This is a genomic window from Caulobacter sp. GW821-FHT09B11 (genome assembly GCF_059418205.1).
In genome coordinates this window covers 1-13,560 of record NZ_JBWKPK010000031.1, presented here as the reverse complement: position 1 = coordinate 13,560, position 13,560 = coordinate 1, and the positions used below count along the sequence as shown (strand labels likewise).

Annotated in this window: 13 protein-coding genes; 11 read left to right on the top strand and 2 right to left on the bottom strand. The window is 69.1% G+C overall.

Annotation, left to right across the window (positions count from 1 at the left end; translation table 11 throughout):
• Positions 1-13: 13 nt before the first annotated feature.
• The 10 genes from AC07N1_RS20180 to AC07N1_RS20135 all read left to right on the top strand — a co-directional run bounded on the left by AC07N1_RS20180 (position 14) and on the right by AC07N1_RS20135 (position 10,954).
• The gene (locus AC07N1_RS20180; protein ID WP_494673459.1) at positions 14-850 is read left to right on the top strand and encodes an alpha/beta fold hydrolase; all 837 of its coding nucleotides are present in this window, start codon (positions 14-16) and stop codon (positions 848-850) included.
• A 92-nt stretch (positions 851-942) separates the two neighbouring features.
• A complete protein-coding gene (locus tag AC07N1_RS20175; RefSeq protein ID WP_494673417.1) occupies positions 943-2,232 on the top strand; it encodes a Xaa-Pro dipeptidase in 1,290 nt (429 codons plus the stop codon).
• A 279-nt stretch (positions 2,233-2,511) separates the two neighbouring features.
• The gene (locus tag AC07N1_RS20170; RefSeq protein ID WP_494673416.1) at positions 2,512-4,998 is read left to right on the top strand and encodes a S9 family peptidase; all 2,487 of its coding nucleotides are present in this window, start codon (positions 2,512-2,514) and stop codon (positions 4,996-4,998) included.
• A 13-nt stretch (positions 4,999-5,011) separates the two neighbouring features.
• A complete protein-coding gene (locus tag AC07N1_RS20165; protein ID WP_494673415.1) occupies positions 5,012-6,013 on the top strand; it encodes a methionine ABC transporter ATP-binding protein in 1,002 nt (333 codons plus the stop codon).
• Positions 6,010-6,672 carry a methionine ABC transporter permease gene (locus AC07N1_RS20160; protein ID WP_494673414.1) on the top strand — a complete coding sequence of 221 codons (663 nt, stop codon included), beginning with the start codon at positions 6,010-6,012 and terminating at the stop codon, positions 6,670-6,672. Before AC07N1_RS20165 ends, AC07N1_RS20160 begins: the two co-directional genes overlap by 4 nt.
• Entirely contained in the window at positions 6,669-7,151 is a 483-nt protein-coding gene (locus tag AC07N1_RS20155; RefSeq protein WP_494673413.1) for a GNAT family N-acetyltransferase, read from the top strand. The genes AC07N1_RS20160 and AC07N1_RS20155 overlap by 4 nt, the downstream gene beginning before the upstream one ends.
• A 36-nt stretch (positions 7,152-7,187) precedes the next feature.
• Positions 7,188-7,550, top strand: a complete 363-nt coding sequence (locus AC07N1_RS20150; protein WP_494673412.1) for a hypothetical protein — start codon at positions 7,188-7,190, stop codon at positions 7,548-7,550.
• A gap of 270 nt (positions 7,551-7,820) precedes the next feature.
• On the top strand, positions 7,821-8,624 hold the full coding sequence (locus tag AC07N1_RS20145; protein ID WP_494673411.1) for a MetQ/NlpA family ABC transporter substrate-binding protein: 804 nt from the start codon (positions 7,821-7,823) through the stop codon (positions 8,622-8,624).
• A 239-nt stretch (positions 8,625-8,863) separates the two neighbouring features.
• On the top strand, positions 8,864-9,607 hold the full coding sequence (gene radC / locus AC07N1_RS20140) for a RadC family protein (protein WP_494673410.1): 744 nt from the start codon (positions 8,864-8,866) through the stop codon (positions 9,605-9,607).
• Positions 9,608-9,706: 99 nt separating this feature from the next.
• Positions 9,707-10,954, top strand: a complete 1,248-nt coding sequence (locus AC07N1_RS20135; RefSeq protein WP_494673409.1) for a dipeptidase — start codon at positions 9,707-9,709, stop codon at positions 10,952-10,954.
• Between the two features lie 191 nt (positions 10,955-11,145).
• Here the strand turns inward: AC07N1_RS20135 and msrQ are convergent, their stop codons facing one another.
• On the bottom strand, positions 11,146-11,811 hold the full coding sequence (msrQ, locus tag AC07N1_RS20130) for a protein-methionine-sulfoxide reductase heme-binding subunit MsrQ (RefSeq protein WP_494673408.1): 666 nt from the start codon (positions 11,809-11,811) through the stop codon (positions 11,146-11,148).
• 101 nt (positions 11,812-11,912) lie between these two features.
• A complete protein-coding gene (msrP, locus tag AC07N1_RS20125; protein ID WP_494673407.1) occupies positions 11,913-12,848 on the bottom strand; it encodes a protein-methionine-sulfoxide reductase catalytic subunit MsrP in 936 nt (311 codons plus the stop codon).
• Positions 12,849-13,063: 215 nt separating this feature from the next.
• Between msrP and AC07N1_RS20120 the strand changes: the two genes are divergently transcribed.
• The gene (locus AC07N1_RS20120) at positions 13,064-13,441 is read left to right on the top strand and encodes a hypothetical protein (protein ID WP_494673406.1); all 378 of its coding nucleotides are present in this window, start codon (positions 13,064-13,066) and stop codon (positions 13,439-13,441) included.
• The last annotated feature ends 119 nt before the right edge of the window (positions 13,442-13,560 follow it).

The window sequence follows — 13,560 nt, the reverse complement described above, 5'->3', positions numbered from 1 at the left end:
CGGAGCCACGACCATGAGCAGCGGTTACGTCACGACCAAGGACGGCACTCAAATCTACTACAAGGACTGGGGCCCCAAGACCGCCCAGCCGATCGTGTTCCACCACGGCTGGCCGCTGACGGCCGACGACTGGGACAACCAGATGATGTTCTTCTACGCCCAGGGTTTCCGGGTGATCGCCCATGACCGTCGCGGTCACGGCCGCTCGACCCAGACCGACACCGGCAACGAGATGGACACCTACGCCGCCGACGTCGCGGCCCTGACCGACCACCTCGACCTGAAGAACGCCATCCACGTCGGCCACTCGACCGGCGGCGGCGAGGTGATCCACTACGTCGCCCGCGCCAAGCCGGGCCGCGTGGCCAAGGCCGTGCTGATCGGCGCGGTGCCGCCGATCATGGTCAAGAGCGACAAGAACCCGGGCGGCCTGCCGCTGGAAGTGTTCGACGGCTTCCGCGCCGCCACCGCCGCCAACCGCGCCCAGTTCTTCTTCGACGTGCCGGCCGGTCCGTTCTACGGCTACAACCGTCCGGGCGCGAAGGTCGACCAGGGCGTGATCTGGAACTGGTGGCGCCAGGGCATGACCGGCAGCATCAAGTCCCACTACGACTGCATCAAGGCCTTCTCCGAGACCGACTTCACCGACGATCTCAAGAAGGCCGACGTGCCGGTGCTGGTGATGCACGGCGACGACGACCAGATCGTGCCCTACGCCGACAGCGCTCCGCTCTCGGCCAAGCTGCTCAAGAAGGGCGAGCTGAAGACCTACAAGGGCCTGCCGCACGGCATGTGCACGACCCACCCGGAGATCATCAATCCGGACCTGCTGGCCTTCTTCAAGGCCTGACGAAAAAGGGGCGGCCGCAACGTGCGGTCGCCCTTTCCACGATCAAGGCCACGCTCTAGCGTCGGTTTCGCAAATCAGCGCGAGGCGACCGGATGCGTGGACTGACGATTTCGACCCTGGCGGCCGCCCTGGCGCTGAGCGCGACCTTGGGGGCGGGCCTGGCCCAGGCGGCCGAGACCAAGGTCGTCACCGCCGCGCGGCTGCTGGACGTCGCCACTGGGCGTTATGTCGAGAACCCGTTGGTGCTGGTGGTCGGCGGCCGGATCACCGCCGTCGGCAAGGCCGGCGAGATCGCCATTCCGCAGGGCGCCGAGACCGTCGACCTGCCGGGCGCGACCCTGCTGCCGGGCCTGATCGACATGCACGTGCACCTCGACGCCTCGCCCGTCTACGGCGGCTACAATTCCCTGCAGTTCAGCGACGCCTTCTGGAGCGTGACCCAGACCGCCAACGCCAAGGCCACGCTGAACGCCGGCTTCACCACCGTGCGCAACGTCGGCGCCGACCGCTTCAACGACGTGGGCCTGCGCGAGGCGATCGACGAGGGCGTGGTGCCCGGGCCGCGCGTGGTGACGGCCACCTACGCCATCGGGGCCACCGGCGGGCACTGCGACAGCACCTTCTTCCCGCCGTCTATGGACCAGAAGGCCCCCTACAACATCGACAGCCCCGACGAGGCCCGCAAGGCGGTGCGGACGCTGAAGAAATACGGCGCCCAGGTGATCAAGATCTGCGCCACCGGCGGGGTCTTCTCGCGCGGCGACGAGCCGGGCCAGCAGCAGCTGACCCTGGCCGAGATGACCGCCGTGGCCGACGAGGCCCACATGGCCGGCCTCAAGGTCGCCGCCCACGCCCACGGCGCGGCCGGCATCAAGGACGCCATCCGCGCCGGCATCGACACCATCGAGCACGCCAGCCTGGTCGACGACGAGGGGATCAAGCTGGCCGCCCAGAAGGGAACCTGGTTCTCGATGGACATCTACAACACCGACTACACCCAGGCCGAGGGCGCCAGGAACGGCGTGCTGGAAGACAACCTGCGCAAGGACCGCGACATCGCCGAGGTCCAGCGCGAGAACTTCCGCAAGGCCCTGAAGGCCGGGGTGAAGATGATCTACGGCACCGACGCCGGGGTCTATCCGCACGGCGACAACGCCCGCCAGTTCGCCGTCATGGTCCGCTACGGCGCCACGCCCCTGCAGGCCATCCAGGCCGCCACCCTCAACGCCGCCCAGGCCCTGGGCCGCGACAAGGACGTCGGCCAGGCGACGCCGGGCCGCTACGCCGACCTGATCGCGGTGTCCGGCGACCCGCTGGCGGACGTGACGGTGCTGGAGAAGCCGGTGTTCGTGATGAAGGGCGGGGTGGTGGTTAGGCGGTAGGGAGCCAGTCCCCGCTTCCCTTACTTCCCGTCATTCCCGCCCTTGTGGCGGGAAACCCTGGTTCCGCTTTCACGTGAGATGCAAGCGGCGTGCTGAGCACGCCGCCCATCCGCCCTTGCGGCTGACAGAGGGGTTCCCGCCACGAGGGCGGGAATGACGGGAGAGGAGGGAGCGCGAGGGCAAAAATGGGCCCGCCGCCCTCTTTCCCCCTCGCTTTTTCGTTCACCTGAGCCGTAAGCCCGCCTATTGCTGCCCCTTCCTGTGAGTTCCGGGGGCTTCATGTTCGATACGCGTTTTGGTCGCCGCGCCGCGGCCCTGGCTTCGACCGCCGTGCTGGCGGTTCTGATCGGCGGTGCGTCCGCCGCCACGGCCGGCGAGGCCTATCGGACGCCGCCGGCGCCGATCGCCCAGATCCTCGACGCCGCCCCGACGCCGGGCGTGACCCTGAGCCCCGATCGCAGGACCCTGGCCGTGCTGGGCCGCGAGAACCTGCCGCCGATCCGGGCCGTGGCCGATCCGATCCTGCGCCTGGGCGGCTATCGCCTGAACCCGCGCACCAACGGTCCGATCGAGGCCCGCACCAACTGGATGAACAGCCTGGCCTTCGAGGACGTGAAGTCCGGCGCGGTGCGTCAGGTCGCTCTGCCCCAGGGCACGCGCTTCATCGAGACCCGCTGGTCGACGAACGGCCAGCACCTGGCCTTCGTGATGGAAGCGCCCACGGGCCTGGAGCTGTGGGTCGCCGAGCTGAAGACGGCCACGGCGCGCAGGCTGACCGGCCCGGTGCTGAACGCCGCCTTCGGGGCCGGCTACGACTGGCTGCCGGGCGACAGCGGCCTGCTGGTGCGCCAGATCCCGGCCGGTCGCGGCGCGGCGCCCGCCGAGCCGGCGGCGCCGGAAGGCCCGATCGTGCAGCAGGCCGCCGGCCGCACCGCCGCCATCCGCACCTATCAGGACCTGCTGGCCGACGCCCATGACGAGGCGCTGTTCGACCACTACTTCACCAGCCAGCTGACCCGCGTGGCCCTGGCCGACGGCGCGGCGACCCCGGTGGGCGCGGCCGGCGTGGTCAACGGCTTCTCCACCTCGCCCGACGGTCGCTATCTCTTGGTCACCCGCCTGAAGCGTCCCTACAGCTACCTCGTCCCGGCCGGCCGCTTCCCCACCGAGATCCAGGTGCTGGACGCGACCGACGGCAAGCTGGTCAAGACCCTTGCCGACCGTCCGCTGGCCGATAACCTGTCGTCGGCCTTCGACGCGGTGGTCGCCGGTCCGCGCAGCGCCGAGTGGCGCGCCGACGCGCCGGCCACCCTGGTCTGGGCCGAGGCCCAGGACGGCGGCGATCCGAAGAAGAAGGTCGAGATCCACGACCGGGTGCTGATGCAGGCCGCGCCGTTCGACGTCGCCCCGGCCACGCTGATCGACCTTGATTTGCGTTACGCTGGGATCGACTGGGGCCGTGGCGATTTTGCTCTGGTCACCAGCCGCTGGTTCGACAACCGCAAGGAAAAGCGCCTGGCGGTCGATCCTTCGAAGCCGGGCGCCGGCCGCCTGCTGCTGGAGCGCAACTACCAGGACCGCTACGGCGATCCGGGCGACGCGGTCAGCCGCCGCAACGCCCAGGGCGAGGCGGTGCTGCACTTCACGCCGGACGGCAAGGGCGTGTTCGTCACCGGCGCCGGGGCCACGGCCAAGGGCGAGTATCCGTTCGTCGGCGTCATGAACCTGGCCGACGGCAAGACCGCGCGCGTCTGGCAGGCCAAGGCCCCGTACTACGAGGCGCCGGTGGCCCTGGCCGACGAGGCCGGCAAGACCCTGATCACCCGCCGCGAGAGCAAGGACGAGGTTCCCAACTACTTCGTCAAACCCCTGAAGGGTGGGAACGGCAAGGCCCTGACGACCTTCGCCGACCGCGCCCCGCAGTTCGCCGGCGTCACCAAGCAGACCATCACCTACAGCCGCCCCGACGGGGTGAAGCTGTCGGGCGACCTCTACCTGCCGGCCGGCTACGACAAGGCCAAGGACGGCCCGCTGCCGATGCTGATGTGGGCCTATCCCGAAGAGTTCACCGACGCCTCGGTGGCCGGCCAGACGGTGGACGCGGGCAACCGCTTCACCCGTCCGGGCGGCGCCAGCCCGCTGTTCCTGCTGACCCAGGGCTATGCGGTGCTCGATGGTCCGGGCATGCCGATCATCGGCAAGGACGGGGCCGAGCCCAACGACAGCTATGTGGAACAGCTGACCGCCGACGCCAAGGCCGCGGTGGACGCGGTAGTGGCCCTGGGCGTGGCCGACCGCGACCGCATCGCCGTGGGCGGCCACAGCTACGGCGCGTTCATGACCGCCAACCTCTTGGCCCACACCGACCTCTTCCGGGCCGGCATCGCCCGCTCGGGCGCCTACAACCGCACCCTGACGCCGTTCGGCTTCCAGTCCGAGCAGCGCACCTACTGGCAGGCGACCGACACCTATACGAAGATGAGCCCGTTCACCTACGTCAAGCAGATCAACGAGCCGATCCTGCTGATCCACGGCCAGGCGGACGACAATTCCGGCACCTTCCCGATCCAGAGCGAGCGCTTCTACGCCGCGCTGAAGGGGGCGGGGGCCACCGTGCGCTACACCGTGCTGCCCTACGAGGCCCACGGCTATCGCGCCCGGGAGTCGGTGATGCACACCCTGTGGGAGATGACCGACTGGATGGACCGCTACGTCAAGAACGCCCCGCCGCGCGCCGCCACGCCGGTGGCCGCCGCCGCAAAGTAAGGACCCGCCGCCGGTGATCCGTTTCGACTCCGTCTCCAAGACCTACGCCGCCTCGCGCGGCGCGTCTGGTCATGCGGCCCTGCGCGAGGCCTCGCTCGAGGTCGCCCAGGGCGAGGTGTTCGGGGTCATCGGCGCCTCGGGGGCCGGCAAGTCGACCCTGATCCGGCTGATCAACGGCCTGGAGCTGCCGACCGGCGGCAAGGTCGTGGTCGACGGCGACGACGTGGCGGCGCTGGATGTCGCCGGCCTGCGGGCGCTGCGTCGGCGGGTGGGGATGATCTTCCAGCACTTCAACCTGCTGTCGTCCAAGACCGTCGAGCAGAACGTCGCCTTCCCGCTGAAGCTGGCGGGCTGGGAGCCCGCGCAGATCAAGGCCCGCACGGCCGAGCTGCTGGCGCGGGTGGGGCTGTCGGACCACGCGACCAAGTATCCGGCCCAGCTGTCTGGCGGCCAGAAGCAGCGGGTCGGCATCGCCCGCGCCCTGGCGACGGGGCCGAAGATCCTGCTGTGCGACGAGGCCACCAGCGCGCTGGATCCCGAGACCACCGAGCAGATCCTGGCCCTGATCTCCGACCTCAATCGCGAGCTGGGCCTGACCATCGTGCTGATCACCCACGAGATGGACGTGGTGCGCCGCGTCTGCGACCGGGTGGCGGTGCTGGAGGCCGGCCGCGTGGTCGAGGAAGGCCCGGTCGAGGAGGTGTTCCTGCATCCGGCCAGCGGCACGGCCCGCCGCTTCGTCGGCGAGGCGGAGGAGGCCTCGGAGGTCGCCCTGCCGGCCGGGGTGCTGGTGCGGCTGACCTTCAAGGGCGAGGCCACCTACAAGCCGGTGCTGGGGGCGGTGGCCCGCGAGACCGGCGTCGACTACTCGATCCTCGGCGGCCGCATCCACAAGCTGCGCGACGCCCCCTACGGCCAGCTGACCCTCGCTTTGACCGGCGGCGACATCGAGGCCGCCATCGCCCGCTTCGAGGCCGCCGGCGTGCGGGTCGACCGCCTGGAGGACGCCCGATGAGCCTGTTCGCCAATATCGACTGGAGCGACATCGGCTTCGCCACGCTCGACACCCTGACCATGCTCGGCGGCTCCATGGCCCTGACCGTGATCCTGGGCCTGCCGCTGGGCGTGATCCTGTTCCTGACCGGCAAGGGCCAGATGCTGGAGAACAAGGCTGCACATACGGTGCTGGGCCTGCTGGTCAACATCCTGCGCTCGGTGCCGTTCGTGATCCTGCTGATCGTGATGATCCCGCTGACCGTGCTGCTGGTCGGCACCTCGCTGGGCGTGGCCGGGGCCATTCCGCCGCTGGTGGTCGGGGCCGCGCCGTTCTACGCCCGCCTGGTCGAGACCGCCCTGCGCGAGGTCGACAAGGGCGTGGTCGAGGCCAGCTTCGCCCTGGGCGGCTCGCGCCGGCAGGTGGTGCTGGGCGCGCTTCTGCCGGAGGCGATGCCCGGGATCATCGCCGGGGCGACGGTGACGGCCATCGCGCTCGTTTCCTACACCGCCATGGCCGGGGTGGTCGGGGCCGGGGGGCTGGGGGATCTGGCCATCCGCTTCGGCTACCAGCGCTTCCAGACCGACGTGATGGTGGTGACCGTGGTGGTGCTGCTGATCCTTGTGCAGGTGCTGCAGATGGTCGGCGACACGGTGGTGCGGCGGGTCTCGCACCGGTGAGCACGCTCGCGATCAGGCCCGCCGTCGAAAGCGACATCCCGGCCCTGGTCGCGCTGAACGCCGTGGTCCAGAGCCTGCACGCGGCGCTGTCGCCCGAGGTCTTCAAGCCGAAAGTCGACCCGGACGAACTGGCGGCCTTCCTGCGCGGGCTTCTCGATCAGCCGAGCCATCGCCTGCGGGTGGCGGCGCTGGACGGCGCGACGGTCGGCTATGCCTGGGCCGAAATCCAGGACCGCCCCGAGACGCCGTTCGCCCTGGCGCGGCGACGGCTCTACCTGCATCACCTGTCGGTGGACCCGGCGGTTCGCCGCCAGGGCCTCGCCTCGGCCCTGCTGGCGTCGCTGGAGGACGAGGCCCGCCTGCTGGGGCTGGCGAGCGTGGTTCTCGACGCCTGGGCCGACAACACGGGCGCCCAGGCCTTCTTCGCCGCCGCCGGCTACGCGCCGCTGAACCTTACGCGGGCCAAGCGGCCGGGGTGATTGCAGCGGCCCTTTCTGGCGCCTAAAACCCCCGATATGAGCGAAGACATCATCCTCCCCGCCCCGCCGCCCGAGCACTGGGACGAGGCCCTGGCGCAAACCCTGCCGGGCAAGACCATCCTGGTGGGCCTGACCTTCCTCGACGCCGACGGCGAGATCGAAGCGGTCGAGCAGTTCCACGGCGTCATCCTGTCGGCCGAAGCCGACGAGGGCATCCTGATCGACCTGCTGGGCGAGGAGGACGACGGCGACACCTACCTGCTGCCGCCCCAGACCTCGAACATCCAGCCGGCCCTGAAGGGCGCCTACACCCTGGCCAACGGCGAGGTGCTGGACAGCCCCGACTTCGTCTCGAACTGGACGATCCAGGGGCCGGAAGATCCGGCCAACGAGGCGTAGGGACCTATCCCCCTAAACGCCCGTCATTCCCGCCCTTGTGGCGGGAACCCCTGGTTCCGCTTGCACGTGAAGCGGCAGCGGCGCGCTCGGCGCGCCGCCCCAACCGCCCTTGCGGCTGACAGAGGGGTTCCCGCCACAAGGGCGGGAATGACGGGAGTTAAAGGGGCGTGCGCCACGTCACCCTCTTCCCCGCCTCAGGAAAACTGATTCCGCCCCGGCGGCGTTTTCGCGCAATACCCATCCGGAATTATCGACTTACCGGAGCCGTTCATGGTCGCCCGCCGCGCCGCCCTCCTCAGCCTCGCCGCCTTCGCCCTGCTGGCCGCCTGCAGCCGTCAGCCCGCGCCGTCGGCCGCCGACACCCTGGTGGTCGGCGCCACCGCCGTGCCGCACGCCGAGGTGCTGGAGTTCATCAAGCCGAAGCTGGCGGCCGAAGGCCTGAAGATCGACGTCAAGGTGTTCAACGACTACGTCCAGCCCAACACCCAGCTGGCCGAGAAGCATCTGGACGTGAACTACTTCCAGACCGGTCCGTATCTCGACACCGTCAACGCCGACCGCGGCTGGGGCCTGGTCAAGGTCGCCGGCGTGCACATCGAGCCGCTGGGCGCCTATTCCTCGAAGATCAAGGCCATCGCCGACCTGCCGGCCGGCGCGACCGTGGCCATCCCCAACGAGCCCAGCAACGGCGGCCGCGCCCTGCTGCTGCTGGCCCGCAACGGCCTGATCACCTTGAAGGATCTCAAGAACCCCGTCTCGACCCTGAAGGACATCACCGCCAACCCCAAGAACCTGAAGTTCAAGGAGCTGGAATCGGCGACCCTGCCGCGGGTGCTGAACCAGGTGGATCTGGCGGTGATCAACACCAACTACGCGCTGGACGCCAAGCTCGACCCGGCCAAGGACGCCCTGCTGATCGAGGACAAGACCAGCCCCTACGTGAACTTCCTGGTCGCCCGCCCGGACAACGCCAGCGACCCGCGCGTGGCCAAGCTGGCCAAGGCCCTGACCTCGCCCGAGGTGAAGGCGTTCCTGGCGGAGAAGTACAAGGGCGCGGTCGTTCCGGCGTTCTGATTTCGCTTCCCTAGATCCCAGAGGTCGTCATCCCGGAAAGCCCGCAGGGCTTATCCGGGACCCAGGGGACTGGGCTCGGCGGCGAGGTCGTCCACCCGGGCGGTCGCCGGTGCGGTGCGGCGGCCCCTGGGTCCCGGCTCTGCGCTTCGCTTCGGCCGGGATGACGAACGTTGGGGTAGGAAGGTCTCTCGACAACTCCAGATTGCTAAGCTCTAATCCTTCCCTCGCAAGGGGGTGCGATGGTCAGCGGCAAGTCCTTGAAGGTGTCGGAGGCCGCGCCGCGCGCGCCCAGAGCGCCGGCCAAAGCCGCGCCCGCGCACCAGACCGGCCATCGCGAGCGCCTGCGGGAGCGGGCCAGGGCCGCGGGCCTCGCCGCGCTGCCCGACTATGAACTGCTCGAACTCTATCTCTTCCGCAGCCTGCCGCGCGGCGACGTCAAACCGCTGGCCAAGGCGCTGCTGGCCCGGTTCGGCTCTTTCGCCGGGGTGCTGGGCGCCAGCGTCGAGGAGTTGAAGACCGTCTCCGGCGTGGGCGAGACCGCGGCCGTCGAGCTGAAGATCCTGCACGAGGCCACCTTGCGCGCCGGCCGCGAGACCATCGCCAAGCGGCCGGTGATCTCGTCGTGGACGGCGCTGCTGGGCTATGTGCGCGTCGCCCTGGCCAACGAGTCCCGCGAGCAGTTCCGGGTGCTGTTCCTCGACAAGAGAAACCAGCTGATCGCCGACGAGGTGATGAACCACGGCACGGTCGACCACGCCCCGGTCTATCCGCGCGAGGTGATGCGACGGGCGCTGGAACTGGCCAGCTCCAACATCATCCTGCTGCACAATCACCCCAGCGGCGACCCCACCCCTTCGCGGCCCGACATCGAGATGACCAAGCAGATCATCACCGCCGGCAAGGCCCTGAGCATCGTCGTCCACGACCACCTGGTGGTGGGCCGCGACGGGGTGGCCAGCTTCAAGGCGCTGGGGCTGATCTGACGCTCACCCGCGAAAAGTGGGCGCGAAGAAAATCTAATGTCCTTGACGCCGGGCGCGGCGCCCCCGAGCTTGACCGGATCAGCTGTTCCGGAGTGTCCCATGCGTCGCCTGCTGTCAGTCCTGCTCGCCTCGACCGCCCTGCTGGGCGCTTCCGCCAACGCCGCCGACGCGCCCAAGAATGAGGGGGGCAAGACCGAGGTCTCCAAGGTCGATCGGGCGCTGCACGAGCGCATCCTGACGCTGGACACCCACCTCGACACGCCCGAGCACTTCTCGCGGCCGGGCTGGAGCATGACCGACCGCCACACGGTGGGGCAGGACTTCACCCAGGTGGACCTGCCGCGGATGAACGACGGGGGCCTGGATGGCGGGTTCTTCGTCATCTACACCGGCCAGGGCGACCTGACCGCCGAGGGCTATCGCTACGCCCGCGACTTCGCCCTGACCCGGGCGACCGAGATCCGCGAGATGGTCGCCGCCCACAGCGACAAGTTCGAGCTGGCCTACACGCCCGAAGACGCGGTCCGCATCAACAAGGCCGGCAAGAAGTTCGCCTTCCAGAGCATCGAGAACAGCTGGCCGATCGGCGAAGACCTGACCCTGCTGCAGACCTTCTACAAGACCGGCGTGCGGATGGCCGGGCCGGTGCACTTCCGCAACAACCAGTTCGCCGACAGCTCGACCGACCCCAAGGGCAAGATCTGGAACGGCTTCTCGCCGCTGGGCCTGCGCTGGCTGGACGAGGCCAATCGGCTGGGCATCCTGATCGACGTCAGCCATGCCTCCGACGACGTGGTGGACCAGGCCGTGGCCCTGTCGAAGGTTCCGATCATCGCCTCGCACTCGGGCGCCAAGGCCGTCTTCGACCATCCGCGCAATCTCGACGACGCCCACATCAAGCGCATCGCCGACAGCGGCGGGGCGATCTGCATCAACTCGGTCTATCTGAAGGCCGCGCCCGCCAGCCCCGAGCGCAAGGCCGCCCTGGAAGCCCTGGGCAAGCCGCCGGCCGACGAGGTCGCCACCCAGGCCGACGTCGTCGCCTACGCCAAGAAGCGCGGCGAGCTCGACAAGAAGTACCCCCCGATCCGCGCCAACTTCGACATCTTCATGGACAGCATGAACCACGTGCTGAAGATCGGCGGGGCGAAAGCCGTTTGCGTCGGCGCCGACTGGGACGGCGGCGGCGGGGTGGAAGGCTTCGAGGACGTCGCCGACCTGCCCAAGATCACCGCGCGCCTGAAGGCGGCGGGGTATTCGGACGCCGACGTCGAGGCGATCTGGAGCGGGAATGTGCTGCGGCTGCTGGGCCAGGCGCAGGCCTATGCGAAGACGGCGGCGAAGTAGGACCCCCTCAGTCGGCTTCGCCGACAGCTCCCCCAGAGGGGGAGCATCTGGCGCGGCGCCGACCGAGATCCTCCCCCTCTGGGGGAGGTGGCCCGGAGGGCCGGAGGGGGGACGTTTTCAGCTTTCGAGGCCTCGGAAGATATTCCCCCCACCGATCGCTGCGCGATCGCCTCCCCCATAGGGGGAGGTTCCTATTTGGCGGCCGCCTTCCGCCAAACCCGCCACCCCAGCAGCACCGCCAGGATCGCGCCGTACGCCAGCGGCGGCCGGTGATCGGCCTTCACCAGCAGGTAGTAGTGGGCCACGCCCAGCGGGACGATCAGGTAGATCAGCCAGTGCAGCCGGCTCCAGGCCGCGCGGCCCATCCGCACCACCCAGCCGTTGGTCGAGGTCACCGCCAGCGGAACCAACAGGGCGAACGCAGCCATCCCCAGGGTGATGAACGGCCGCTTGAGGATGTCCTTCACCAGCTGTCCGAAGTCGAAGAAGAGATCGACGCCGATGTAGCTGGAGAGGTGCAGGGTGACGTAGGCGAAGGCGAACAGGCCGATCGTGCGGCGGAAGCGCACCAGGCGCGGTTTCCTCAGGATCACGGCGGCGGGCGTGATCGCCAGCCCGACCAGCAGCAGCCGCAGGCCCCAAACGCCCAGCTGCCGCACCAGGGTCTCGATCGGATTGACCCCCAGGTCGCCGGTGAAGGCGCGGAAGGCCAGCCACGCCAGCGGCGCGGCGCAGGCCAGCCAGACGGCGGCGTAGACGAGGTTGTCGCGGGTGCGGGAGGGGCGCTTCTTCCTTGCTCCTCCCCCGCGCGCGGGGGAGGGGGACCCCGAAGGGGTGGAGGGGGCGGCCGCACGCACGGCGCTCCGTCCCTCGCCCCCTCCGTCCCGCTGCGTATCCGCAGCGCGCCACCTCCCCCGTTTCTCGGGGGAGGAGCGGGTGGCTTCGGCGTCGTCCATCATCAGAAGTTCCGCTTCAGATCCATGCCGCGGTACATGTCCGCCACCCACTCCCCATAGCCGTTGAACGCCAGAGTCTCGCGACGCCGGAACTCGCCGATGCGGCGCTCGGAGGCCTGCGACCAGCGGGGGTGGTCCACGGCCGGGTTGACGTTGGAATAGAAGCCGTACTCGCGCGGGGCCGACAGGTTCCAGGCGGTCGGCGGCTGGCGCTCGACCAGGCTGATGCGGGTGATCGACTTGATGCTCTTGAAGCCGTACTTCCACGGCACCACCAGCCGCAGCGGCGCGCCGTTCTGGTTGGGCAGGGTCTCGCCGTAGAGGCCGACGGCGATCAGGGCCAGCGGGTGGGTGGCTTCGTCGATGCGCAGGCCCTCGCGATAGGGCCATTGCAGCACGTCCCAGCGCTGGCCGGTCATTTCCGAGGGCCGCATCAAGGTCTCGAAGGCGACGAACTTGGCCTTCGAGGTCGGCTTGACCGCCGCGATCAGGTCCTTCAGCGGGAAGCCGACCCAGGGGATGACCATCGACCAGCCCTCGACGCAGCGCAGGCGATAGATGCGCTCCTCCAGCTTCTGGCCCTTGATCAGCTCGTCGATGTCGAAGGTGCGCGGCGCCTCGCAGGCGCCGTCGACGCGGACGGTCCAGGGGCGGGTCTTCAGCTTGCCGGCGTTCTCGGCCGGGTCGGACTTGTCGACGCCGAATTCGTAGAAGTTGTTGTAGCTGGTGACGTCGTCCTTCGGCGTCGGCTTTTCCTGGGTGGAGAAACCCTTGGTGAAGGCCAGCGGCGCGGCCGCCGCCGCTCCGCCCAATCCAGGAAGGCTCAGGCCCGCCAGCCCAAGCCCCGCCGCGCCGGCGATGAACTCCCGCCGTCGCAGATAGAGGCCCCGGTCGGTGACGTCGTTCTCGGTCAGGTCGGGGCGGTGGCGGATCAGCATCGCGGAGTCTCCGGGCTTGGCCTGGAAGATACGTATGGGACGAGGCCAAGGTTTACGAGGCCGCGCGCCTTTTTCACGACCGTTTCGCGGGAAGCTCGCCATTGTGCAGCTTGAAATGGTTATTCTGTGAATGCGCGCACAGATTGTGTTTTCCGTGACGCGCTATCGATCGGGCGTCGCCCAGCGAGGCGATCAACAACCAGAGGAGACACGTGATGGGTTTCTATGGTCCCGAACCTTTCGAAACCGCCGAGGCGACCTACGTCTGGACCGGCCTGCGTACGCCGGGCTTCTTCAACGTCAAGGTCCAGGGCGCGGCGCCGAACTACACCACCGGCATCCAGCTGATCCGCGACAACGAGTTCGTCGGCGGCCTGGCCATCGAGGTCACGGGCTGGACCGGCCCCATCGGCGTGGGCACGACGCCCTACGCCGTGCAGAACACGTTCAAGGGCTTCTACCTGCCCAAGATCCTGATCGTCGGCTCCAACAAGAGCGTGCTGATCGACGTGAAGGAGATCCCCTTCACCACCGACGAGGCCTATCTCGCGCTGCTCAAGGGCGACGTGAAACAGCCCGAGCCGGCGTACTGATCCTTCTCCTCCCCCGCCTGCGGGGGAGGGGGACCACGCAGTGGTGGAGGGGGCGAGACCGGGCTCAGCGCTCTGTCACTCGCCCCCTCCGTCACGGCGCTGATAGCGCCGCGCCACCT

Bases quoted from the DNA above. Each gene is read 5' to 3' on its own strand.
- AC07N1_RS20180 (WP_494673459.1), top strand. From the start codon at position 14: ATGAGCAGCGGTTACGTCACGACCAAGGACGGCACTCAAATCTACTAC.
- AC07N1_RS20175 (WP_494673417.1), top strand. From the start codon at position 943: ATGCGTGGACTGACGATTTCGACCCTGGCGGCCGCCCTGGCGCTGAGC.
- AC07N1_RS20170 (WP_494673416.1), top strand. From the start codon at position 2,512: ATGTTCGATACGCGTTTTGGTCGCCGCGCCGCGGCCCTGGCTTCGACC.
- AC07N1_RS20160 (WP_494673414.1), top strand. From the start codon at position 6,010: ATGAGCCTGTTCGCCAATATCGACTGGAGCGACATCGGCTTCGCCACG.
- AC07N1_RS20150 (WP_494673412.1), top strand. From the start codon at position 7,188: ATGAGCGAAGACATCATCCTCCCCGCCCCGCCGCCCGAGCACTGGGAC.
- AC07N1_RS20145 (WP_494673411.1), top strand. From the start codon at position 7,821: ATGGTCGCCCGCCGCGCCGCCCTCCTCAGCCTCGCCGCCTTCGCCCTG.
- radC (WP_494673410.1), top strand. From the start codon at position 8,864: ATGGTCAGCGGCAAGTCCTTGAAGGTGTCGGAGGCCGCGCCGCGCGCG.
- AC07N1_RS20135 (WP_494673409.1), top strand. From the start codon at position 9,707: ATGCGTCGCCTGCTGTCAGTCCTGCTCGCCTCGACCGCCCTGCTGGGC.
- msrP (WP_494673407.1), bottom strand. From the start codon at position 12,848: ATGCTGATCCGCCACCGCCCCGACCTGACCGAGAACGACGTCACCGAC.
- AC07N1_RS20120 (WP_494673406.1), top strand. From the start codon at position 13,064: ATGGGTTTCTATGGTCCCGAACCTTTCGAAACCGCCGAGGCGACCTAC.